The sequence below is a fragment of the Planococcus sp. PAMC 21323 genome, assembly GCF_000785555.1.
In the GTDB taxonomy this organism is placed as follows: Bacteria; Bacillota; Bacilli; order Bacillales_A; family Planococcaceae; genus Planococcus.
In genome coordinates, this window is record NZ_CP009129.1 from 1,937,522 (window position 1) to 1,960,705 (window position 23,184).

Here is a 23,184-nt window from a genome sequence, read left to right on the forward strand (position 1 = left end):
TATTACTCCTCCGCCGCTTCCTGCAATTTACGGATTGCCAGCTGAGCTGCTTGCTGTTCCGCTTCTTTTTTCGACCTGCCATTACCAACGCCGAGCTCTCTATCTGCTAGAGAAACCCGAGTCACAAATACACGACTGTGGGCAGGTCCGATTTCATCTATAATTTCATAACTCAATGTGCCTGTATTTTTTTGCTGAACCAATTCTTGCAATTGACTCTTATAATCCATCACATGCGAAAAAGCACCGATATCTACTTTTGGAAACAACACCATTTCCAAAAATGCGACCACAGGTTCTAAGCCTTGGTCTAGATAAAGAGCACCGATATACGATTCGAAAACATCAGCTAGTAACGCAGGCCGTGTTCGGCCACCAGTTAACTCTTCCCCTTTGCCTAAAAGGATGTATTTACCAAATCCAAGTTCATTAGCAAATAAAACCAGTGAAGGTTCACAAACGATTGCTGCACGCAACTTTGTCAATTCGCCTTCGCTCATTTCAGGATATTTCATGTACAGGTAATGCGAGACGGATAATTCCAACACTGCATCTCCTAGAAATTCCAGACGTTCGTTATCGGTAAATTGTTTTCTTCGATGCTCATTCACATAAGATGAATGGGTAAAAGCTTGATACAGCAATGCAGGCTTTTTGAATGTGATATTCAGCTCTTTTTGCAATTGTTCAAATGCCGCTTTAGCGCTTTCTTTTATGACGCCAGGCTTTTGATGATTCGTTTTTCTATTTATCGCCATTTTTATCTGCCTTCCTTTGTGTACTTCTTTCAATTTTACCTTTTTTTCAACTAATGTGCAAAAGAGAATTGACGCACAATCGCTTAGTATAACAGCAATCGTGCGTCAATAGTTTTACAAATTATTGTTTCTTTTCGATATACGTTACTGCGTCGCCTACTGTCGTCATGTTTTCAGCGTCCTCGTCAGAAATCTCCATATCGAACTCATCTTCAAGTTCCATAACAAGTTCTACTACGTCCAATGAATCTGCACCTAGGTCACCTGTGAAAGAAGCCTCAAGTTTCACTTCGCTTTCTTCTACACCTAGACGATCCACGATTACTTTAGTTACTCTATCTAATACTGTTGACAATGTCGTCACCTCCCCTCAAATCAGTATACAAAAAAATCATCTACATGACCATGCCGCCGTCAAGATGAAGCGTTTGGCCAGTCATATAAGATGCATCATCTGAAGCTAAAAACAATGCAGCTTTTGCAACGTCTTCTGGTGCCCCGAAACGACCTAATGGAATTTGTCCCATCATCGCTTTTTGAACATCCTCACTCAATTGATCCGTCATATCAGTCGTGATAAAGCCAGGTGCCACAGCGTTTGCTGTAATGCCACGGCTCGCTAGTTCACGCGCTGTTGTTTTCGTTAAACCAATGACGCCCGCTTTTGCCGCAACATAGTTTGCTTGGCCAGCATTGCCCATCACGCCTACGATTGATGCGATATTGACAATTCGCCCAGAGCGTTGTTTCATCATTTGACGAGTTACGGCTTTCGTGCAAATAAATACACCTTTTAAGTTGATGTTAATAACATCGTCCCATTCGTCGTCTTTCATGCGCATCATTAAATTATCTCGTGTGATGCCTGCATTGTTTACTAAAATATCAACAGAACCAAAGGTTTTCATCGTCTCATCAACCATTGCTTTAACCGATTCAGCATCCGAAACATTTGCTTTAACGGCAATCGCTGTACCGCCATTAGCTTCGATATCAGCAACTACTGCTTCTGCTTTATCTTGGCTACCGCTATAATTAACAACTACTTTTGCACCGTCTGCAGCAAATTTTCGCGCTATTTCTGCTCCAATCCCACGAGATCCTCCAGTAATAATCGCTGTTTTCCCTTGAAGTTTACTCATTTCGCCAACTCCTCTACTGCTTTTTCAAATGACTCTAAGTCATAGACTGGCAAAGTTTTAACTGAGCGATCAATTTTTTTCACTAATCCGCTCAACACTTTTCCAGGGCCAATTTCGATAAACACGGTTACACCAAGATCAATCATTTCGCGCACGGATTGTTCCCATAATACAGGAGAATACAATTGACGAACTAGAAGATCTTGAATTTGCGTCGCATTTGTTTCTGCTTTTGCCGTCACATTCGAAACGACTGGCACTTTCGCATCTAACAAGAAAGAAACACTAAGTTCTTTCGCTAAATCTTGTGACGCTGAACGCATCAATTCCGAATGGAAAGGTCCGCTAACATCAAGTGGAATAGCTCGCTTAGCACCGCGCTCTTTAGCGACGATACACGCTTGCTCAACTCCCGCTTTAGTACCTGAAATAACAATTTGCCCCGGACAATTCAAGTTTGCAAGTTGAACAACACCCGTCGTATCTGTCACTTCATTTGTTACTTTTTCCAGTTCGTCACGTTCCATACCAAGAATGGCAGCCATTGTTCCTTCACCTGCTGGGAAAGCCGTATTCATAAACAATCCACGCTTATGTACAATATTAACCGCTGTTGGAAATTCTAACACATTCGAAGTTACAAGCGCGCTGTATTCACCAAGGCTATGGCCAGCTGTATAATCCGGTCTGATACCTGCGCGAATCAATCGTTCTGTAATCATTGAACTAACAGTTAGTAGAGCTGGTTGCGCATGATAGGTTAACGTCAGCTCTTCTTGTGGACCTTCTAGCATTAACTTAGATAAGTCTAAATCAAGCGCTTGGTTGGCGCTTTCGAAGAAATTACGGCTTGTATCGTCTGTTAAAAAGCTTTCGCCCATTCCAACAGTTTGCGATCCTTGACCCGGGTAGATAAATGCGATCTTAGTCTTCATGTAAAATCTCCTTTTTCAACGTACTATAAATTGTGCCTGTCACATCAAATTCAACCATCGTACGCGTTTGGCGTATCGCATTGAATAAAGCGTTGGCATTTGACGAACCATGTGCTTTTATCACAGGAGCTTTTAATCCGAACAATCCAGCGCCGCCATATTCGCTATAATCCAACATGCCTTTTAAGCCTTTCAAGTCATCTTTCACAAGAAAAGCAGCTACTTTTGTTTTGACTGAACTCATAAAGACATCTTTCATCATTGCAAAAACGTTCATGGCCGTTCCTTCAATCGTCTTCAACACCATATTGCCGGTAAAGCCGTCGGTTACCACAACATCCGCCACACCATTAAGTAAATCACGTGACTCCACATTGCCGATAAAATTAACTGGGGCTTCTTTTAATAATGGAAAAGCAGCTTTTGTTAAATCATTGCCTTTTTTCTCTTCAGTTCCGATATTTAAAAGACCCACAGACGGATTTTTAATGCCACGAACTTTTTCAGCATAAATGCTGCCCATGATTGCATATTGCACAAGATGTTCCGGTTTAGCTTCAGCATTTGCACCCATATCAAGCATGACAAATCCTTTGCTATCAATTGTCGGCAATGTCGGGGCTAATGCCGGACGATCAACACCATCAATGCGGCCAACGATAAACAATCCTGCTGACATCAGCGCACCTGTGTTTCCAGCTGATACACAGCCGTCTGCATTGCCATCTTTTACTGCTTGCGCCATCCGAACCATCGATGCATCTTTTTTTCGTTTGACCGATCGCACAGGATCATCTTCCGATGTAATTACTTCTTCACAATGGACGATTGTTAACCGTTCATGTTCCGTCAGAAATTCTTGCATCTTTTCTTGATGGCCATATAGCTGAATTTCGACATCTGCGAATTCTTCTAAAGCTTTATATACACCCGCAATAATTTCTTTTGGGGCATTATCTCCGCCCATTGCATCTACTGCTATTTTCACTTTTCTTCACCTTCACTTTGTTCTGTCATGCGATACATTTCAAATGTACCGATAAAAACCGTTTGTTGATCAACTGTAGAGGTAACTTTCACGAACGACCTATTCTTTTCAGGATGACGATCGATCACTTCCGCTTTCGCCACAATCCGTTGCCCCGCTCGAACCGGCCGCAAAAATTGCAGTTCCGATTTAACCGTTAATGCTAACTCTTCATTCATTACAGCTACCGCTAATGAATTAGCTTGTGCGAATAAATGATGACCTCTGGCAATTTGGTTACGTTGAAAAACATGCTCAGGTTTTACATCAAAAATTGAAATTGCTTTTTGATCGAGTTCGATATCAATAATTTCGCCAATCACTTCATCAATTGGCAACGATTTAACCTCATCTTCAAATGTTTTTACAGCTACATGTTTAATACGCTCTCTTAGTTCCGGTATAGCAAGTTCCATCCGGTCTAAGCGAATCGTTTGCACACTTACGTTAAATGATACTGATAATTCTTCATCGGTCACAAAAGGATTTTCCTTAATTGAGTCTTTTAATGCTTGTTGTCGCTGTTTTTTTGGTCTTTTCACTATGTCACCGCCCGCTATTAGCACTTGGTACTAATATGAGTATATAAATAACAAAAAAAGAATGCAAGGAAAATCATAATCCTGCATTCTTAATCGAGTCTACCTCCTGATAAAACACCTGACTTTTCAACTTGCTGACGCAAACAATCCATATCTTTTGCGCGCCAAAATTCTTCGCCATTAATTAGCTTTTCAGCATCTTTTCTAGCCGCTTCAAGCGCGCGATAATCATGAATCAAATCAGCCATTTTAAATTCAGGTATGCCACTTTGTTTGCGGCCGAAAAAGTCACCAGGACCTCTCAATTGCAAATCTTTTTCAGCTAACACAAAACCATCATTCGTTTCTGTCATAGTTGTCATGCGCTCTTTACCAATCTCTGTTTTCGGATCTGCCAGTAGCACACAATAAGACTGCTCACTGCCGCGTCCTACCCGTCCCCGCAATTGATGTAGCTGAGACAATCCAAAACGCTCAGCGTCGTATATAAGCATAAACGATGCATTTGGAACGTTAACCCCAACTTCTACAACAGTTGTTGATACCAACACATCCACTTGACCTTCTGAAAACTCGCGCATTGTTTGTTCTTTTTCATCCGGATGTAAACGGCCGTGCATCAACCCGACTGAAAAACGATCTTTAAAATAAATTGTCAGTTGTTGAAATAAATCTACCGCGTTTTGATAATCGAGTTTATCCGATTCTTCAATTAACGGACATATAACATATGCTTGTCGACCTGCTGCTAACTCTTTTTCCATGCGTCCGACAATTTTACCGAACATTTCTTTTTTCATCCAATACGTTTCAATTTCTTTTCGTCCAACTGGCATTTCATCAATAATCGAAACATCCATCTCACCAAAAGCAGAAATTGCTAAAGTTCGGGGAATTGGCGTTGCCGTCATAAACAAAACATCTGGATTATAACCTTTGTCTTTTAATACGCGACGTTGGTCTACGCCAAAGCGGTGCTGTTCATCTGTAATAACAAGCCCTAATTTATTAAATCGCACTTCTGGCTGAATTAAAGCATGTGTACCAATCAGCAAGTCAATTTTACCTGCTGCTAATTGCTCTAATATTAACTGGCGTTTTTTGCCTTTAACCGAACCTGTTAAAAGTGCAATATTCATTGAAAATGGACGGAACCATTGTTCTAATGTATTGGCATGTTGTTCCGCCAGTATTTCAGTAGGTGCCATTAACGCACCTTGTAATCCTGCTGTGTGAGCAGCATACAATGCAATAGCCGCTACTACTGTTTTCCCGGACCCTACGTCCCCTTGCAGAAGACGATTCATTCGAAACGGCTCTTTCATGTCTTTACAAATTTCATTGACTACTCGTTTTTGAGCGGCTGTTAAATCAAATGGCAAAGACTCGATAAAGTTTTTCAGTTTTTCCAAGTCGTAATCGATAAAAGAACCGCCTTCTTCTTCACGGTTTTTCTTGCGAAGTGCTTGCATTTTTAATTGAAACACTAATAATTCTTCGTAGACAAAGCGCCTGCGTGCTTGTTTTACTTTTTCACCATCCGGTGGAAAATGAACCCATTCTAGCGCATCTTGAATTGGTGCTAATTGATACGTATCAACTAACGACTTTGGCAAACAGTCTTCCATATCTTCTTTTACTAAATCTAAGGCTTGGCGCATTAGTTTACGAAACGTTTTTTGATGTATACTGCCTTTCAAGCTATAGACTGGTTCAAAATCCGCACCATTTGTACGTGGACCAATGGTATGACTAGAGACGGTAATCACTTGTCTTCCACGATCCCATTTACCAGTTACCGTAATGATTTCACCTAAATGCAATTTAGCTTTTACGTACGGCTGATTAAAAAATATCGCTTTGATCAAATGGCGTCCTACCAACACACGGACTTGCGTACGCGATTTATTCTTACCTAAAAAAAGGACGGAAGGTTCACTTTCGACCCTTCCCTCCACTGTTACGCGTTCATTATGAGGTGTATCGGCCAGATCTTTTAATTGAAAATCCTCATGGCGATACGGAAATGTCATGATCAAGTCATGCAATGTTTCGATTTTCATTTCCTGTAAGGTTTCGGTTGCTTGCTTCCCTACTCCTTTTAATGTGGCGACTGACTCTTTACTGCCCACTACCGACAACTGCTCCTCCGAAAATTTTGGATTCAAGCCATTTTCCAGTAGGAGTTGCGGCAAGTCCACCTTTTGCGGTTTCTCTTAACGCACTCGGCATTGATTGGCCGATTTCAAACATCGCTCCAATAACTTCATCACACGGAATACGACTCGTAACACCTGCTAACGCCATGTCTGCAGCGACAACTGCATTGGCCGCTCCCATTGCGTTACGTTTTACACACGGCACTTCTACTAATCCCGCCACTGGATCGCAGACCAAGCCAAGCATATTTTTCATCGTGATCGCGAAGGCTTCTGAACTTTGTTGAGGGGTGCCTCCTGCCATTTCAATAATTGCAGCTGAAGCCATTCCAGCTGCCGATCCTACTTCTGCTTGGCATCCGCCAGCAGCACCTGAAATTGAAGCATTATTAGCCACAACAAATCCAAAAGCACCTGCTGTAAATAAATAACGAATCATTTGCTCACGCGTTGGATTTAATTTATTTTGCACAGCAAATAACGTACCCGGCACCACTCCAGCAGATCCTGCTGTTGGCGTTGCACAAATGGTTCCCATCGCTGCATTGACTTCGTTAGTTGCAACCGCTTTACTAACCGCGTCAAGCAGCAAATCCCCAGAAAGCGTATTGCCTTTTTCACGGTAAGCTTGCAATAGTACAGCATCTCCACCCGTTAATCCTGAGACCGAGTGAACTCCTTTTAATCCTTTTTCAACCGCTTCTTCCATGACCGTTAAATTGCGGTCCATTTGTATCATTATATCTTCACGTGAACGATCAGTCATAAGCATTTCTTGCTCAATCATGATTTCTGAAATCAGTTTTTCTTCTTTTTCAGCTCGTTCAACCAATTCTCTTACATTACGGAATAAAGCTTCCATAGGTTATACCCTCCAATTTAATCGGCGATTCTTGTCACTTGTGTGATATTCGGAAGTTTCCGTAAATCATCCATCACTTCTTTGTCGACATTTTGATCGACTTCAATGACCATCAATGCCATATGCCCTTTTTCTTTCCGTGAAACTTCCATATGTCCAATGTTAATATCGTACTTATACAGACAGTTAGCAACATTAGCAATACAACCAGAACGGTCTTCGTGAACAACTAAAATTGCGGGATGATTCCCAGACAATCGAAGAGGAAACCCGTTAAGCTCTGTGATTTCAATTTTACCGCCACCAATAGAAATACCCATCATCGACATTTCAGAATCTTTGTCCCCAATAACAATGCGTGCGGTATTCGGGTGATCTACATGACCTGTTTCGGGAATAAACTCAAACGTCATTCCTGCAATTTTGGCTTCTTCAAAAGAAGTTTTGATGCGTTCATCAAATGTATCGTAATCCAATAATCCACCGATAATCGCAACATCTGTACTATGACCTTTGTAGGTTTCTGCAAATGATCCGTAAAGATGTACTTTTGCCCAATCCGGTTGTCTTCCAAACAAATCTCTCGCTACTCTTCCGATGCGGGCTGCTCCCGCAGTATGCGAAGAAGATGGCCCAATCATGACTGGGCCGATTATATCAAAAACAGATTTGAACTTCATGGCTCAAACCCCTCACTTTCAATTTACGTATACTGTTAGTGTACACGATTTTGCCATATTTCACAAAAATAAAAAAGCGCATACATCCGTATGCGCCTTAGCTTTATGACTATTTTAAAAAACAAAAGAAAACTTATTCTACTGCTAGTATAAATGGATACAAAGGTTGCTTGCCATCATGAATTTCAACTTCAACATCGCTATTTAGAGATTCGATGAATTTGCCTAATTTTTGAGCGTCTGCTTCTGTTGTGTCTTCTCCGTATAGAATCGTCACGATTTCAGCTTCGCTATCCACTAGTTTTTTAGCAAGTTCTTCCGTAACGTATTCAAGCTTGCTGTCAGAAACAATAATCTTTCCTTCAGAAATACCCATGAAATCATCTTTTTTAATCTCAACACCATCAATCGATGTATCACGTACTGCAAATGTGACAGAACCTGATTTCACATGTTTCGAAGCACTTGCCATTGTCGCTTGGTTGTCTTCTACAGATGCCACTGGATTAAAAGCAAGCAATGCTGACATACCTTGTGGCACGTCTGTTGTCGGAACTACAGCTGCTTCAATGTCTAGAAGTTCAGCTGCCTGTTCTGCAGCCATAATGATGTTTTTGTTGTTCGGTAAAATAAGCACACGTTCAGCACCAATTGACTTAACTGCGTTAACAATATCTTCTGTTGAAGGATTCATTGTTTGTCCGCCTTCAATCACGTATGAAGCACCAATACTGCGTAATAGTTCAGCAATCCCTTCACCCATGGCAACCGTTACGACCGCGTAAGGATGCGTCGTTTCCTGTTTCGGCGCATCTTTTTTGAAGTTTTCGCCCACAATGTCAATATGCTGTTGACGCATATTTTCAATTTTCATACTAATCAAGCTTCCGTAATCTTGTCCATATGTAAGAACTTTTCCTGGTTCTTCAGAATGGATGTGAATTTTGGCAACTTCATCATCTGCAATGACTAGAAGTGAATCACCGTATCCACTCAAGTCTGAACGGAACATCGCTTCATTAAACTCTTTTTTGCCTTCTTCAAACTTCACCATGAATTCTGTGCAATACCCAAATTCAATATCAGCAGTATCCATGAAACCGGCAATATTTTTATGATGTTCAGCACTTACTAAATCAGTCATCGAGTGATGAGCATGTTTTTCTGGGAGTTCTTCGCCTTTTAATGAAGCTAGGAATCCTTCGTACACATAAACTAAACCTTGACCTCCACTATCAACCACGCCAACTTCCTTTAATACTGGCAATAAGTCAGGAGTACGCTCTAAAGAAGCTTGAGCTTCGAGTACCACAGCTTCAAAAAAAGCAATGATATCTTCTTCAGTTTTAGCTACTTCCATACCTTTAGCAGCCGCATCTTTTGCAACTGTCAAAATCGTACCTTCAACTGGTTTCATTACCGCTTTATAAGCTGTTTCAACACCGTGTTGAAGTGCTTCTGCGAATTTTAATGCTGTCAATTCAGATTCAAGAGCAATATACTTACCAAAACCTCTAAAAAGCTGTGACAGAATAACGCCAGAGTTGCCTCGAGCACCCATTAATAACCCTTTTGATAAAGCTCCTGCTGTTTTGCCAATATGCACATCTGCTTGAGCGGTTGTTTCTTTCGCTCCAGAAGTCATCGACAAATTCATATTGGTCCCTGTGTCTCCATCAGGTACCGGAAAAACATTTAATGCATCAACATAGTCCGCATTTTGAAAAAGATGGTGAGATCCCATCTGAACCATTTCTGCAAACTTCACGCCATTTAATGACTTCATATCTGTTTCTTCCTCCTCCTACGGGTTCGTTACACGAACTCCTTGGACAAAAATATTTACTGCTTTTACGGACATACCCAATGTTTGTGTAATTGTATATTTCACTTTGGACTGGACTTGATAAGCAACTTCAGAAATTTTCGTTCCGTAGCTAATGATGACGTACATATCAATTACCAAATTTTCATCTTCCTGACGCACAATAACTCCTTTTGCAAAGTTTTCTTTGCGAAGTATATCTGTCAGGCCATCACGTATTTGGTGTTTCGTCGCCATGCCTACAATACCGTAACATTCAATTGCTGCGCCGCCTGCTATTTGAGCAACTACATCATTGGAAATATCGATTTGACCATATTCATTCTTTAATTCAATCGACATGGAAATTCCTCCTTGAGTCCTATTTCACTCTTATCATTCTACCTCAAAGACTTATAGATGAAAAGCCACCGTTTTAGGGTGTAAAGGTTTTTTTCTTTAAAGACCTTCAAATATAGTTGCAAACCCGATATGTCTGTGGTAAATTATTAAAGTATGTGAAACGAAAAACGAACTGAAATTCTATCATAATTTTCAGCTTCACTTGTGAGGAGGGACTTACATGCCTAAAGTATGTGCAGTTAGTGGACGTAAAGCTCGCGCCGGAAATGCCCGTTCGCACGCAATGAATTCGACAAAACGTACATGGGGAGCAAACCTTCAAAAAGTTCGCATCCTTGTAGACGGTAAACCGAAACGTGTATGGGTTTCTGCAAGAGCCATGAAATCAGGAAAAGTTGAGCGCGTATAATCGCTCATGGATAATGCCAGTGCTGATCTAATCAGCCTGGCATTTTTTCGTGGTTTAATAATATAAAAAGGCGCAAAGAAAAACAAATTGTTTTTCTTTGCGCCTTTTTAATATGAAATAAGGTCTCTATGCATCTGAACTTTCAACCATTAAACAATAGCCACTGGTTATCTCAACAGTTCCACGACCTAAGAGTTCGTTACTGACAAAGCGTGTTGTCCCAAATGGAATGTTTTCATTAGTTACTGAATACTTAAAGCCCGCTAATGTTAAACCTTGAACTTCTTCTGAAAAAGGATAAAACGACACATAACGATAACGTGTGTCTTTTTCAAGCTCATGGATACCTGGACTTAAAAACCGAATTTGGTTTTGGTTATTTATTAACAAAAAACGAGTTTTGGTAAACTTTTGCTGGTAATGGTACATAATGTGTAACACGCTCATGTAATGATCCAAACGTCCACCTGTTACGCCTGCAAGTATCACTTGCTCTGGCTTGTACGTCATTGCTTTTTCAAGACCAAGTTCTGTATCCGACTGATCTTTTTCTGAAGGCGAGCGCGCCAAATCAGGAAAAGCTAATCGGATTTTTTTATAGTCATCCGCTGTTACGGAATCAAAGTCACCAACAGCAGCATCCGGTTGAATGCCTTTTTCAAACAACGCAAGTGTGCCAGAATCGATACCTATATAAATAGCGCTTGGAAATAAAGAGAAATCCGGCAGTTCATCTGCCGGACCTCCTGCAATTAAAATGACGTTCACGAAATCGCCTCTTCTCCTGCTTTCCTAATTGCTTGAAGAGCTTGCGTACGGTCTTTTTTACTGTAGATAGCAGAACCTGCAACAAAAACAGTTGCACCAGCTTTAGCGCATGCTACGATCGTTTCTTCATTAATACCGCCATCAATTTCAATTTCAATCGATAATTCTTTTTCTTTTATGATATCAGACAGTTGTTTGACTTTTGGAACGACTGAATGGATAAATTTTTGTCCGCCAAATCCTGGGTTGACCGTCATAAATAACACAAGGTCAATATCTTCAAGAATATGTTGAATCGTCTCGATTGGTGTATGTGGATTTAACACAACACCAGGCTTCACTCCAAACGAACGGATCAATTGAATTGTCCGGTGTAAATGAGGACAAGCTTCTACATGCACTGTAATGTAATCAGCTCCTGCTTTGGCAAACTCCTCAATATAAAGGTCTGGGTTTTCAATCATCAAGTGAACATCCATCGGTAATTTCGTTAAAGGACGAATGGCATTTAACACAATTGCTCCAAATGAAATGTTTGGGACGAAATGACCATCCATTACATCGACATGAATCCAATCGGCTCCTGCTTTTTCTACTTCCAATACTTCTTCTCCAAGTTTTGCGAAATCTGCTGCTAAAATAGACGGTGCAATTTTAATCATTTGAATACCTCGGCTTTCGACTCATAATTTCTTCTAGAAACTTCAAGTAATGCTTATAACGATAAGCTGGGATTTCTTTTGCTTCAACTGCTGCTTTAATTGCACATTTCGGTTCATTCATATGCAAGCATTCTCGGAATTTACATGCGTTCGAACGTGCTGCGAATTCGGGGAAGCAAGCAGACAACTCTTCACGTTCCATCGTTTCAAAATCAAACGAACTAAAGCCCGGAGTATCAGCTAGTAAACCATTGTTGACAGCGATTAACTCCACGTGGCGTGTTGTATGTTTCCCACGATTTAACGCTTTAGAAATGTCATCTGTTTTTAACTCTAATGATGGCAAGATGGTATTGAGCATTGTAGATTTTCCAACTCCAGATTGCCCAGCTAACACACTAATTTTCCCTTCAAGGACCGGCATTAACCGATCTTTTAAGGCAGGATCGTTAATAAAGGTAGGAATCACTTCATAACCAATTTTCTCGTAATCTTCGATATAGCGTTGGATTTTTTCTTTTTCTTCTTCTTTTAGCAAATCCATTTTTGTCAAACAAATGATCGGTTGGATTGAATGCGATTCTATCGCTGTTAAAAAGCGATCTAAAAGCAAAGGGTGAAAATCGGGTTGCTTCGCTGAAAACACCAAAATGGCTTGATCTACATTCGTAATTGGTGGACGTACCAATTCATTTTTCCGTTCATACACATGCAAGATAGTACCTTCTAACTCGTTATCCGCTTTATAGTCTACATAGTCGCCGACTAAAGGCGTGATTTGACGGTTGCGAAAAACACCGCGACCACGACATTGCGTGTAGCGCTCGCCATCTTCATCCATTACATAATAAAATCCGCTTAATGCTTTTCTGATTTGACCTTTCGGCATCGTTTCACTCCTTTCATCACTTATTCCACACTTGAGTACTCAAAAGTTTCTTCTAAGATAATTGATGAATCTCGAACAATTCGGTATGATGCACTTTCGCCTTCTGCAATTTGCAATTCAATCTGGTGCGATTTATTTTCGGTAATTTTAAATTCCTCTACAGGCTTTACCATCGTATTGGTATTGTCTTGTATATAAACCTGAATAGTCTGTTCAACTGGCTCTTCACCTTCTTCAGACGGTTCGGCTGGTTCATATGGAATGTTGACTGTATGAATATAAGTTTTCATTGGTTGGGCGGCTACGCCTGAAGACAAGGTTACTTCAATCGTGCTACCCGCTACTAGCTGTTCTCCTGCAGCAGGCGTCTGAGACATTACTTTCCCAGCTTCTATTTCACTAGAGGCTTGTTCAGACACAATCCGGATATTGAAACCTGAAGAACGGGCATAATCATTGAGGTTTTCCTCCGTAAATCCGGCCAAGTCCTCGACATTGCGCAAGTCTTCTCCTTTGCTGACAATAAACTCAACTTCGGTTTCACTAATAACAACTTCTTCTCCAGCAGCTGGTCGCTGATTTAAAATCGTTCCAACAGGTTCTTCAGAAAACTCTTCTGTAGATTTAGGAGAAGCAAAATTTTTGGCCTCTAACTCACTTGTTGCGTCTTCAAGCATGGTGCCAACAAAATCATTCATTTCAACTTTTTCTTTTCCTTTACTAACAAAAAGTTGAATAGCCGCTTCGCGATCTCTCATCTTGCCTGCTTCTGGAATGGTTCGTATTATATGATTGTCTGTGATTTCTTCTGAAAACTCTTCGGTTTCTTCACCGACAATAAAACCACTGGCTTGTAATTCTTCTACCGCCTCAGTATGCTCCATTCCAGAAACATCTGGAACTTCTACTTGCCTCGGTTCAAACAGTCCAGGAAATGCGATTGCTTGCACTAGTCCCGCAATTAATAAGAACGAGAACACGCCAATTATCCATGGCCATTTCTTTCTCTTCTTTTTCACAGGAGGGTTTTGCTCTTTTGCTGTTTCGTTCAACGGTAAAGGCATTGTTTTCGTATCATCTACACTGGTATAAGCTCCAGAATCTTTAATAGCGGGCATTGCACGTGTTTCATCTTGGTCAATAGGCACTTCAAACTTAGGTTCATTTAGACGTTCTGGCAATAATGCTGTACTAAGATCTTCTTCCATTTCATCAGCTGACTGATAACGATGTTCTATGTTTTTTGCAGTTGCTTTTAAAACGATATTTTCTAAACTTTGTGGCAATGTTGGGACCGTATCAAGTAAAGAAGGCGTTTCTGTTTGTAAATGTTTTAAAGCAATTGAAACAGCTGACTCGCCAGAAAACGGCAGTTTACCTGTAATTAATTCGTACATTACAATTCCAAGCGAGTAAATATCGGATTTTTTATTAGCCATACCGCCCCGTGCCTGCTCAGGTGATAAATAATGAACCGTTCCCAACACAGAATTTGTTTGTGTATAAGATGTCGCACTTAATGCCATCGCAATACCAAAATCAGATATTTTCACATTACCTTGGTTATCCATCAAAATATTTTGGGGTTTAATGTCTCTGTGAACGATTTGGTTGTGATGGGCATGTGCTAAAGCCGATGCTAACTGCTTCATAATCTCAACTGCTCGCTCAGGCGAGACTGGTGAATGCTCGATTATGTAATCTTTCAAGGTTTTTCCCGGTACATACTCCATTACTAAATAATGGATTGGACCGTCTTCACCCACATCAAAAATATTTACGATATTCGGATGCGCCAAGCTAGTAGTGGATAATGCTTCTCTTTGGAAACGCCTGCGTAATTCTTCTTCATTGGAAAAATCATATCGCAAAATTTTAATTGCGATATCCCGATCCAAAATCATATCATGCGCCAAATAAACATTAGACATTCCACCACCACCGATCAAATCCTTGATCTTATAGCGGCCGTTGATGCTTTTTCCAATCAACATAGTTATACCTCCTCATCCGTAGAGGATAGAAGAATTAATGAAATATTATCTTCTCCACCCAGATCGTTAGCCAGACTCACTAACTCCTGACCCTTTTGAGATAAAGGAGACGTAGAGCGAACAATAGCTGCAAGTTCTTCTTTCGGAACTTTATTACTTAATCCATCTGAACATATTAATAAATACGGAGCTTTCGCAAATGAAAAATCAATCATTTCTCTTTCAATACGTGATTCTGTACCAAGGGCACGAACAATCCAGTTTTTCTTTGGATGTGCTTCTGCTTCTGCTTGGCTAATTTCACCACTATCAACGAGTACATTGACATAAGAATGGTCACGCGTTAGTTGTTTAATTGATTCCCCAATGAGGTAAGCTCGGCTATCGCCAATATGGCACAAAACTCCTTCATCATCTTTGATCAATGCGGCAATCAAAGTAGTCCCCATGCCTTTGCATTCTGGAGTTGCCGATGCATGATCAAATACTAAACGGTTTATCGTTTTGACGCGTTCAGAAAGCCATTCTCGTCTGTTATCGAGCGTCGAAAATGAAGCATCTTGGTCGTCCAAAAAATATTGACTTAATCGATCAACGGTCATCTTACTGGCAACATCTCCAGCTTTATGTCCACCCATTCCATCTGCCACGATCGCTAACATTAAGCCATCTGGTCGCTTAAGTACCGCTACACTATCTTCATTTACTACACGAATTTTACCTGTATCACTTTCGATCACATACTGAAACAATTCACGTCACCCCGATCCTCTTTAAGCTGTTGCAGTCTTGCGGGTCTTTTTAAAAGCAGCGATAAAAAAGCCGTCGCTTCCATAATCTTGCGGAAAAACTTGTACAAAGCCGGTATGTTTAATAGCCATCATATCTGGCAATGCGACCTGAATCTTTTCCATTTCAGGATGTTCTTTTAAAAATCGTTCTGCAGTCCCTCTATTTTCAACAGCATCTACTGTACACGTACTGTATACGAGTATGCCATCTTCTTTTAATAGATGCGCTGCCTGGTCTAATAACTCAATTTGAATTTCCTGTAACCGGGCAAAATCTTGTTCTTTTTTAGTGTATTTAATATCTGGCTTACGTTTAATGACGCCTAACCCACTACAAGGAGCATCTACCAAAATTCGGTCGAATTTCTCTTCACCGAAACGCTCCACACTTTGCTTTCCGTCACCAACAGTCGTTTCGATTACGGTATGCCCTAGTCGCTCAGCATTTTCGTCTATTAGTTTTACTTTGTGCTGGTGTAGATCCAGTGCATATAAAGTTCCACTATTATTCATTTTTTCGGCAATATGCGTTGTTTTCCCACCAGGTGCAGCACACATATCGAGTACCGTCATTCCTGGTTCTACTTGCAATGCATATGCCGGAAGCATAGAACTTTCATCTTGTATCGTAATAAAACCTTTTTCAAAAGTTGTCGTACGAGCAGGCTGACCATTTGTCACAACTAAACATTCTGGAATCATTTTACTCGGTACTGCTTCTAATTCTTCTGACTCTAGCATTTCAATCGCTTCTTCGACTGTTGCTCGAACTGTATTTACACGTACCGTTTGTAATGGGGTTTTATTGTTCTCCAACGCCATTTCACGCGTCTTTTCCAATCCAAATTGCTCTGCCCAACGTCGAATCATCCACTCTGGGTGACTCGTCTCAATTGAAATTTTCTCGTATGGATCGCTAATCGTATTAAACGAACGTACGCCGTTTCGCTGCACTGAGCGTAATACACCGTTCACAACAGATGCTACTCCTCCATGCCCGCGGCGTTTAGCAATTTCGACTGCTTCATGAACAACTGCATGTGCAGGAATTCGATCTAAATAAACAATCTGGTAAAGAGATAATCTCAACAAGGTTTTGACCCATGGCTCGATTTTCCCTTTTAGATAAGGCTCTAAATAATAATCTAGCGTCATCTGATGCTGCAAAGTACCGTACGTAATTTCTGTCAACAAACCTCTATTTTTAGCTGCTATTCCATAGCTTTCAATGGTTTGGTGAAGTAATAGGTTACTATAGGCTTGTTTGTTTTCAACTGCCCAAAGAATCGAAAATGCTGCATCGCGAACATTGCCTTGAAGTTTTTTGTTTTTCATTCGAATAAATCTCCCACCTGGATTTTAGGTCCTTTTAAATAATCAGTTGCGGTCATCCGTTTTTTTCCAGCTGGTTGTAATTCAGTAATTGCCAATACACCGTCGCCAGTTTGCACTAAAATGGCATCCTCTGTCAGCTCGATTACTTCACCAATTTGGCCTTTTGCGCTTGAAGTAGTTTTTTTCGTCCACCATATTTTCATATTGGCGCCGTTAAAACTTGTATATGCGACTGGCCATGGATGCAACCCTCGAACTTGGTTATAAATCGATGTTGCTGACTTTGACCAATCGACTTGCTCCTGCTCACGCGAAATATTCCGGGCATACGTTACTAGTTCCTCGTCTTGCGGAATACGTTTGTTCGTGCCTTCAATAATCGATGGCAATGTGGTTTTCAATAAATCGCGACCTGCAATGCTCAACTTATCAAACATACTACCGGTATGGTCCTGTTCTTCAATTGGCACTGTTACTTGCGAGATGATATCACCCGCGTCTAAACGGTCTACCATATACATAATGGTGACACCCGTTTCGTCTTGTCCATCTATAATCGATTGATGAATTGGTGCACCTCCGCGATATGCCGGAAGAAGTGACGCATGAACGTTGATGGCACCTAGTTCAGGTGCTTCTAATAATTCACTCGGCAAGATTTGCCCGAAAGCTGCTGTTACAATTAAATCCGCATCCATATCGAGTACATGCTGAAGTTCATCTTTGTTTTTTAATTTTTCTGGTTGATAGATAGGCAATCCAAGACGCAATGCCTCTTCTTTAACAGGTGTCGCCGTCATCACTTTTTTACGTCCCACAGGCCGGTCTGGCTGCGTTACGACACAAATCACTTCATAACCTTCCTCGATAAGCATACGTAGAATCGGTGCTGAAAAGGCAGGTGTGCCCATGAATATTATTTTGGTCAAGCCTGTTCCTCCTCTTCTTCCTGCTGGCGAATCATTTCATCTAATTCTTCTTGCGTCACATATTTTGTGATTTTGCTTGTAAACAACACACCATCTAAATGGTCCATTTCATGCAGAATTGCCCGAGCTTCATAACCTTCTGCCTCTAGTTCATACCAAGAGCCGTCTCGTTCTTGTGCTTTAATTTTGATATGGTCATAGCGCTCTACTTCTCCGAAAATTCCCGGAAAACTTAAACACCCTTCAATATCTGTTTCCGCGCCTTCAAATAGGACCAATTCGGGATTGATCATCTCAATGGGCTCTAGGCCTTCTTGGAAGTCAACAATAGCTACGCGAACCGCTTCTCCAACTTGAGGAGCAGCAATACCGACACCATCCGACTCCACCATTGTTTCATGCATATCATCTAAAAGAACCGATAAGTTTTTATCAAAAACCGTTACCGGTTCACAATTTGTTTCTAATACTTTATTTGGGTGTTTTACAACCGTTCGAATTGCCATAAGTAAATCCTCTTTTCTTTACATAACCGATGTTGGATTCATATCGATCGACAGTGTGGCACCTTTTTTCAGCCACTCTGTTCGATGAATTTTGATCAATTGCTGCATCGTGTCGATTAATTTTGATTCTTTTTTGTATTTTATCAAACATTGATAGCGATATCTATTATTGACGCGAGAGATCAACGACGCTGAAGGCCCGATAATTAAGGTATTTGGTGACAATTGACCTTTTAAATAACGCACGCTTTGATCTGCATATTCAGCCACCGTCATTAAGTCTTCATGTGTAAATTGAATATTTACGACAAAATAATAAGGTGGATAGCCACTGGCTCTTCGCATGGCCATTTCTTGTTCGTAAAATGGCTCATATAGTTGATCTTTTGCTAAAGTAATTGCGTAATGTTCTGGTGTATAGGATTGGACAAATACTGTTCCAGGCAATACATCACGTCCTGCACGCCCACTAACTTGCGTTAGCAATTGATACGTCTTTTCTGCCGCTCGAAAATCAGGTAAATGAAGTGTCGTATCTGCCGACAACACACCCACTAGTGTGATATTCGGGAAATCCAAGCCTTTGGCAATCATCTGTGTTCCAAGCAAAATATCTGCTTTACCTTCGCCAAATGCTGAAAGGATTTTTTCATGCGCTCCTTTGGTACGTGTTGTATCAACGTCCATCCGTAAAACGCGTGCTTCTGGTACGACTTTTGCTAGTTCTTCTTCTACTTTTTGAGTACCCGTTCCAAAAAAGCGAATATGTTCACTTTCGCATTCCGGACAAGTCATTGGTACGCGCTCGTCATAGCCACAATAATGACATTTCATCATTTCACTTGAACGGTGATAGGTCAATGAAATATCACAATTTGGACATTGCATAACCGTTCCGCAATCTCGGCATAAAACAAAAGATGAATACCCACGTTTATTTAAAAACAACACCGTTTGTTGCTTCTTGTCTAATCGATCGCGAATTGCATCGGCCAATTGGACAGAAAACATTGATCGGTTACCATTTCGCAGTTCTTCTCGCATATCAACAATATGCACATCAGGCAAGGGCTGGTTTTTCGCACGTTTTTCTAACACCAATAATTCATAAACCCCTTTTTGCGCACGGGCATATGATTCTAGTGAAGGTGTTGCACTCCCTAAAATAACCGGACATTTATGATACTCACTACGCCATATGGCCATATCTCGGGCATGGTAACGCGGCGAATCATCTTGCTTATAGCTCGATTCATGTTCTTCATCAAGTATAATAAGACCTAAATTCTGGAAAGGCGCAAAAATGGCAGAACGTGCTCCAACGACTACTTTTACTTCTGCTCGTTGAATCTTTCGCCATTCATCATACTTTTCACCAGCTGATAAGCCACTGTGTAAAACGGCGACTTGATCACCAAAGCGTTCTTTAAACCGAATCGTCATTTGAGGCGTTAATGATATTTCAGGTACTAGCATGATGGCTTCTTTGCCTTGTTTTAAAACTTGATCGATAGTTTGCAAATAAATCTCCGTTTTCCCACTGCCCGTAATACCGTGCAACAAGAATGTTTTGGAGGTATTTAATGCTGATTCAATCTGATCAAAAGCAGTTTGTTGTGCTGCTGTTAGCTTTAAAGAAGCTTTGTGTTCGATATTCGTTAGTAATTTAGGATCACGATAAGACTCCATATTTGAAATTTGAGCAGCACCTTTATCAACTAAACTATAAATCGTCGGCAATGAAACACCAGCGATTTTTTGAAGTTGTGACGATTCAATCGCTTGTCCCGTATTTTTTAAAAAATACTCCATTAGTTTTAGTTGCTGTTTAGCGTTTGCACGAATGTCTATCGCTTTAAGTGCTTCTTCACTTTCAGCGATATGAATCATCCTTACCTTCTTAACAGCTGTTTGCTGCTGAATATCCGTATCAGCTAAGATTGTTCCTTTATCCATCTCTTTTTTTAGTAATGCATAGATGTCGACTGCATCCTGCAGCCGAATAAAAGAACGGTTTTCAAAATAAGGTCGCAATGGAGGTGCAATTTCTTCAAGTTCTGCTTTTAGCACAAAACGCTTTTCGTATTTCGCACGTAAAGCAGCTGGAACCATTACTTGCAAGGCATCAATTTCAAAACAAACGGTTTGTTTTTTCATCCACTGTGCCATTTGTAGTAATTCTTCGTTTAATACTGGTATGACGTCCATCAGCTCATGGATTGGTTTTATTCGTTTTAGATCAAAATCAGAAATCTGTTTAATTTTCGTTATAAATCCAAGCACTTTGCGATTGCCAAACGGCACTTTCACACGCATTCCCGGCTCTGCCAAAACTTCCACACTCTCTGGAATGGCATAGTCAAATGGCCGATCGATTGGATGTGCAGCAACGTCCACAATAACTTCAGCTATCATGTGACTCTTCCTTATCTGTAATCATTTCGAGCAATTGACGCGCCAATTGTTGTTTTGGCATCATCTCGAAAGCTTGCTCAAAATCGTTCTTTCCAAATACTGTTACGCGGTTGGTATCTGATTCAAAGCCTGCATTAGCTTCGCTAACATCATTAGCAATAATGTAATCAGCATTTTTACGTGCCAACTTATCTTTTGCGTACTTACTTACATCATTGGTTTCAGCTGCAAAACCAATCAATATTTGCCCTTTCTTCTGTTGACCCAAATGTTTAAGAATATCGACTGTTCTTTCTAATTCGATCGTCGATCCACCTTCTTGTTTCTTCATTTTTTGATTGGCGATCGTTTTTGGTCGGTAATCCGCCACTGCCGCTGTTTTCACAACGTAATTTGCCGTATCAAAATGTGCTTCGACTGCCTTTAACATGTCTTCCGCACTTTCTATTTCGATTCGTGTGACGCCACTCGGTACAGGCAACGAAACAGGTCCACTAATTAAAATCGTTTCAGCACCCATTTCAGCTGCTGCTTCAGCCATTGCATAGCCCATTTTGCCACTCGAAAAATTGGTTAAAAATCGAACTGGATCAATTCGCTCCCGCGTAGGTCCGGCTGTTACCACGACTTTTTTCCCTGCCAATCTGTGTTCGCGTGCGAAATAAGCTTGGACGAGTTGCGTAATTTTTTCCGGTTCTTCTAAACGGCCTTTTCCAACATAACCGCAAGCCAAAAAGCCTTCAGATGGTTCGATAAACCGAATGCCGTCATCGTGAAGTTGCTGAATGTTGCGTTTTACTGCAGGGTGGTCGTACATGTGGACATTCATTGCAGGTGCAATCCAAATAGGCGCGGTCGCCGCAAGCAAAGTTGTTGTCAGCATATCATCACCAATGCCATTTGCTAACTTTCCGATGACATTAGCTGTCCCCGGAGCGACAATAATTAAATCTGCCCAGTCTGCAAGATCAATATGCGCAATCACAGAAGAATCCTTTTCATCAAACGTGTCCGTATAGACATCGTTTCTGGACATCACTTGGAACGTCAGCGGTTGCACAAATTGCTGAGCAGATTCAGTCATGATTACCTTTACAGACGCCCCAGCTTGAGACAGTTTACTAACGAGTGCAACAGCTTTATAAACAGCAATTCCTCCGCTGACACATAGTAGAATTTTACGATTCTCCAACAACTCAAACACCCTTTCTAAACAACAAACTCCCAAAGAACAAATTTGCTCTGGGAGTCGTCAGTTGCGATTAATGGTTAAATTTCGTCTTCATAGATTGCAAATTCATCTTGTTTTTCTGGAACTAAAACGCCAGCTGCTACTTCTTCAAGTGCTTTACCGACCGATTTAACAGAAGTGTATGAATCTAATTTTTCATCACCATGTTCATGTAATTGGCGAGCACGTTTTGAAGCAAGTGCCACCAACGAGTATTTTGAATCAATTCGGCTTTTTAGTTTATCAACGGATGGGTATAACATTAGACATTCTCCTTTAGCATATCAAAATATCGTTTTTCAACACGTTCACGTTTGCAATGTTCTGCAATAATGATGGCATTGATTCGGTCACAGGCATGTTCAACTTCATCATTTTCTACAACATAGTCGTATAAGTTCATCATTTCTAATTCTTGGCGAGCGGCATACAATCGTGAAGCAATGACATCATCCGATTCAGTACCACGACCTACAAGTCGTTCTTCTAGTTCTGATAGGCTTGGTGGTGCTAAGAAAATAAACAAGCCATCTGGAACTTTCGAGCGCACTTGAGCTGCACCTTGTACTTCTATTTCTAGAAATACATCACGACCCGCATCTCGCATTTTGTTAACATACTCTAGCGGCGTACCATAATAATTCCCCACGAACTCTGCATATTCAAGCAGTTGATCTTGCTCGATCAAGGTTTCGAACTCGCTACGTGTTTTAAAGAAATAGTCGACTTCGTCCACTTCTCCTTCTCGTGGCGAACGAGTCGTCATCGAGATAGAATATTCATAATTTGTATTCGGCTGTGAGAACAGCTCTTTTCGTACGGTGCCTTTGCCAACACCCGAAGGCCCTGATAGGACGATCAGCAGTCCACGTTGGTTTCTCATTTTATCCCTCATTTGCCTTGTCATCGTTTTGTTCTAAGCGCAAAAGCATAACCGTTGCGCATTTTCTAAATCAGCTTACACACCATATAAAATTTAGGTT

General features: G+C 40.8%; 24 protein-coding genes. 1 reads left to right on the forward strand and 23 read right to left on the reverse strand.

The features are described from left to right. Positions 1–2: 2 nt before the first annotated feature. The 11 genes from rnc to PLANO_RS09860 all read right to left on the reverse strand — a co-directional run bounded on the left by rnc (position 3) and on the right by PLANO_RS09860 (position 10,272). The gene (gene rnc, locus PLANO_RS09810) at positions 3–758 is read right to left on the reverse strand and encodes a ribonuclease III (protein ID WP_038704276.1); all 756 of its coding nucleotides are present in this window, start codon (positions 756–758) and stop codon (positions 3–5) included. Positions 759–879: 121 nt separating this feature from the next. Then, a complete protein-coding gene (locus PLANO_RS09815) occupies positions 880–1,113 on the reverse strand; it encodes an acyl carrier protein (protein WP_008430824.1) in 234 nt (77 codons plus the stop codon). A gap of 40 nt (positions 1,114–1,153) precedes the next feature. Then, the gene (gene fabG, locus PLANO_RS09820) at positions 1,154–1,900 is read right to left on the reverse strand and encodes a 3-oxoacyl-[acyl-carrier-protein] reductase (RefSeq protein WP_038704277.1); all 747 of its coding nucleotides are present in this window, start codon (positions 1,898–1,900) and stop codon (positions 1,154–1,156) included. Further along, on the reverse strand, positions 1,897–2,835 hold the full coding sequence (gene fabD / locus PLANO_RS09825; RefSeq protein ID WP_038704278.1) for an ACP S-malonyltransferase: 939 nt from the start codon (positions 2,833–2,835) through the stop codon (positions 1,897–1,899). The genes fabG and fabD overlap by 4 nt, the downstream gene beginning before the upstream one ends. After that, positions 2,825–3,823: a phosphate acyltransferase PlsX gene (plsX, locus tag PLANO_RS09830; protein ID WP_038704279.1), complete on the reverse strand. Its 999-nt coding sequence runs from the start codon at positions 3,821–3,823 to the stop codon at positions 2,825–2,827. Before plsX ends, fabD begins: the two co-directional genes overlap by 11 nt. Beyond that, entirely contained in the window at positions 3,820–4,404 is a 585-nt protein-coding gene (fapR, locus tag PLANO_RS09835) for a transcription factor FapR (protein WP_038704280.1), read from the reverse strand. The genes plsX and fapR overlap by 4 nt, the downstream gene beginning before the upstream one ends. An 89-nt stretch (positions 4,405–4,493) precedes the next feature. Then, positions 4,494–6,536 carry an ATP-dependent DNA helicase RecG gene (gene recG / locus PLANO_RS09840; RefSeq protein WP_038704281.1) on the reverse strand — a complete coding sequence of 681 codons (2,043 nt, stop codon included), beginning with the start codon at positions 6,534–6,536 and terminating at the stop codon, positions 4,494–4,496. Continuing rightward, positions 6,526–7,425 (reverse strand): L-serine ammonia-lyase, iron-sulfur-dependent, subunit alpha, encoded by a 900-nt coding sequence (sdaAA, locus tag PLANO_RS09845; RefSeq protein WP_038704282.1) that lies wholly within the window; start codon positions 7,423–7,425, stop codon positions 6,526–6,528. The genes recG and sdaAA overlap by 11 nt, the downstream gene beginning before the upstream one ends. Before the next feature lie 17 nt (positions 7,426–7,442). Next, entirely contained in the window at positions 7,443–8,105 is a 663-nt protein-coding gene (sdaAB, locus tag PLANO_RS09850) for an L-serine ammonia-lyase, iron-sulfur-dependent subunit beta (protein WP_038704283.1), read from the reverse strand. A 133-nt stretch (positions 8,106–8,238) separates the two neighbouring features. Beyond that, complete coding sequence (locus PLANO_RS09855) at positions 8,239–9,891, reverse strand: DAK2 domain-containing protein (RefSeq protein WP_038704284.1); 1,653 nt, start codon at positions 9,889–9,891, stop codon at positions 8,239–8,241. Between the two features lie 18 nt (positions 9,892–9,909). After that, positions 9,910–10,272, reverse strand: a complete 363-nt coding sequence (locus tag PLANO_RS09860; RefSeq protein ID WP_008430809.1) for an Asp23/Gls24 family envelope stress response protein — start codon at positions 10,270–10,272, stop codon at positions 9,910–9,912. 220 nt (positions 10,273–10,492) lie between these two features. On the opposite strand from PLANO_RS09860, the gene rpmB reads away from it, so the two are divergent. Next, positions 10,493–10,681, forward strand: coding sequence for a 50S ribosomal protein L28 (gene rpmB, locus PLANO_RS09865; RefSeq protein WP_006828787.1), 189 nt, complete (start codon positions 10,493–10,495; stop codon positions 10,679–10,681). 126 nt (positions 10,682–10,807) lie between these two features. Here the strand turns inward: rpmB and PLANO_RS09870 are convergent, their stop codons facing one another. The 12 genes from PLANO_RS09870 to gmk all read right to left on the reverse strand — a co-directional run bounded on the left by PLANO_RS09870 (position 10,808) and on the right by gmk (position 23,084). Continuing rightward, positions 10,808–11,449 (reverse strand): thiamine diphosphokinase, encoded by a 642-nt coding sequence (locus PLANO_RS09870; RefSeq protein ID WP_038704285.1) that lies wholly within the window; start codon positions 11,447–11,449, stop codon positions 10,808–10,810. After that, the gene (gene rpe, locus PLANO_RS09875) at positions 11,446–12,111 is read right to left on the reverse strand and encodes a ribulose-phosphate 3-epimerase (RefSeq protein ID WP_038704286.1); all 666 of its coding nucleotides are present in this window, start codon (positions 12,109–12,111) and stop codon (positions 11,446–11,448) included. The genes PLANO_RS09870 and rpe overlap by 4 nt, the downstream gene beginning before the upstream one ends. Further along, positions 12,104–13,000, reverse strand: coding sequence for a ribosome small subunit-dependent GTPase A (rsgA, locus tag PLANO_RS09880; protein WP_038704287.1), 897 nt, complete (start codon positions 12,998–13,000; stop codon positions 12,104–12,106). Before rsgA ends, rpe begins: the two co-directional genes overlap by 8 nt. A gap of 20 nt (positions 13,001–13,020) precedes the next feature. Further along, positions 13,021–14,994, reverse strand: coding sequence for a Stk1 family PASTA domain-containing Ser/Thr kinase (gene pknB, locus PLANO_RS09885; protein WP_038704288.1), 1,974 nt, complete (start codon positions 14,992–14,994; stop codon positions 13,021–13,023). 2 nt (positions 14,995–14,996) lie between these two features. Then, the gene (locus tag PLANO_RS09890; RefSeq protein WP_038704289.1) at positions 14,997–15,746 is read right to left on the reverse strand and encodes a Stp1/IreP family PP2C-type Ser/Thr phosphatase; all 750 of its coding nucleotides are present in this window, start codon (positions 15,744–15,746) and stop codon (positions 14,997–14,999) included. 21 nt (positions 15,747–15,767) lie between these two features. Beyond that, positions 15,768–17,120 carry a 16S rRNA (cytosine(967)-C(5))-methyltransferase RsmB gene (gene rsmB, locus PLANO_RS09895; protein WP_038704290.1) on the reverse strand — a complete coding sequence of 451 codons (1,353 nt, stop codon included), beginning with the start codon at positions 17,118–17,120 and terminating at the stop codon, positions 15,768–15,770. Then, positions 17,117–18,049: a methionyl-tRNA formyltransferase gene (gene fmt, locus PLANO_RS09900; RefSeq protein ID WP_038704291.1), complete on the reverse strand. Its 933-nt coding sequence runs from the start codon at positions 18,047–18,049 to the stop codon at positions 17,117–17,119. The genes rsmB and fmt overlap by 4 nt, the downstream gene beginning before the upstream one ends. Then, positions 18,046–18,555, reverse strand: a complete 510-nt coding sequence (gene def, locus PLANO_RS09905) for a peptide deformylase (protein ID WP_038704292.1) — start codon at positions 18,553–18,555, stop codon at positions 18,046–18,048. Before def ends, fmt begins: the two co-directional genes overlap by 4 nt. 18 nt (positions 18,556–18,573) lie before the next feature. Continuing rightward, positions 18,574–20,970 carry a primosomal protein N' gene (gene priA / locus PLANO_RS09910; RefSeq protein WP_038704293.1) on the reverse strand — a complete coding sequence of 799 codons (2,397 nt, stop codon included), beginning with the start codon at positions 20,968–20,970 and terminating at the stop codon, positions 18,574–18,576. Beyond that, on the reverse strand, positions 20,960–22,165 hold the full coding sequence (gene coaBC / locus PLANO_RS09915) for a bifunctional phosphopantothenoylcysteine decarboxylase/phosphopantothenate--cysteine ligase CoaBC (RefSeq protein WP_038704294.1): 1,206 nt from the start codon (positions 22,163–22,165) through the stop codon (positions 20,960–20,962). The genes priA and coaBC overlap by 11 nt, the downstream gene beginning before the upstream one ends. A gap of 74 nt (positions 22,166–22,239) precedes the next feature. Beyond that, positions 22,240–22,464 (reverse strand): DNA-directed RNA polymerase subunit omega, encoded by a 225-nt coding sequence (gene rpoZ, locus PLANO_RS09920; protein WP_008430790.1) that lies wholly within the window; start codon positions 22,462–22,464, stop codon positions 22,240–22,242. Then, positions 22,464–23,084, reverse strand: a complete 621-nt coding sequence (gene gmk, locus PLANO_RS09925; RefSeq protein WP_038704295.1) for a guanylate kinase — start codon at positions 23,082–23,084, stop codon at positions 22,464–22,466. Before gmk ends, rpoZ begins: the two co-directional genes overlap by 1 nt. Positions 23,085–23,184 lie beyond the last annotated feature (100 nt).

What these genes read in the sequence shown, in the direction of transcription:
- PLANO_RS09860 (WP_008430809.1), bottom strand. Translation starts at nt 10,272, where the DNA reads ATGTCGATTGAATTAAAGAATGAATATGGTCAAATCGATATTTCCAAT.
- def (WP_038704292.1), bottom strand. Translation starts at nt 18,555, where the DNA reads ATGGCAATTCGAACGGTTGTAAAACACCCAAATAAAGTATTAGAAACA.
- rsmB (WP_038704290.1), bottom strand. Translation starts at nt 17,120, where the DNA reads ATGAAAAACAAAAAACTTCAAGGCAATGTTCGCGATGCAGCATTTTCG.
- gmk (WP_038704295.1), bottom strand. Translation starts at nt 23,084, where the DNA reads ATGAGAAACCAACGTGGACTGCTGATCGTCCTATCAGGGCCTTCGGGT.
- fabG (WP_038704277.1), bottom strand. Translation starts at nt 1,900, where the DNA reads ATGAGTAAACTTCAAGGGAAAACAGCGATTATTACTGGAGGATCTCGT.
- sdaAA (WP_038704282.1), bottom strand. Translation starts at nt 7,425, where the DNA reads ATGGAAGCTTTATTCCGTAATGTAAGAGAATTGGTTGAACGAGCTGAA.
- rnc (WP_038704276.1), bottom strand. Translation starts at nt 758, where the DNA reads ATGGCGATAAATAGAAAAACGAATCATCAAAAGCCTGGCGTCATAAAA.
- rpoZ (WP_008430790.1), bottom strand. Translation starts at nt 22,464, where the DNA reads ATGTTATACCCATCCGTTGATAAACTAAAAAGCCGAATTGATTCAAAA.
- PLANO_RS09855 (WP_038704284.1), bottom strand. Translation starts at nt 9,891, where the DNA reads ATGAAGTCATTAAATGGCGTGAAGTTTGCAGAAATGGTTCAGATGGGA.
- priA (WP_038704293.1), bottom strand. Translation starts at nt 20,970, where the DNA reads ATGATAGCTGAAGTTATTGTGGACGTTGCTGCACATCCAATCGATCGG.
- fabD (WP_038704278.1), bottom strand. Translation starts at nt 2,835, where the DNA reads ATGAAGACTAAGATCGCATTTATCTACCCGGGTCAAGGATCGCAAACT.
- rpe (WP_038704286.1), bottom strand. Translation starts at nt 12,111, where the DNA reads ATGATTAAAATTGCACCGTCTATTTTAGCAGCAGATTTCGCAAAACTT.
- sdaAB (WP_038704283.1), bottom strand. Translation starts at nt 8,105, where the DNA reads ATGAAGTTCAAATCTGTTTTTGATATAATCGGCCCAGTCATGATTGGG.
- pknB (WP_038704288.1), bottom strand. Translation starts at nt 14,994, where the DNA reads ATGTTGATTGGAAAAAGCATCAACGGCCGCTATAAGATCAAGGATTTG.
- rsgA (WP_038704287.1), bottom strand. Translation starts at nt 13,000, where the DNA reads ATGCCGAAAGGTCAAATCAGAAAAGCATTAAGCGGATTTTATTATGTA.
- rpmB (WP_006828787.1), top strand. Translation starts at nt 10,493, where the DNA reads ATGCCTAAAGTATGTGCAGTTAGTGGACGTAAAGCTCGCGCCGGAAAT.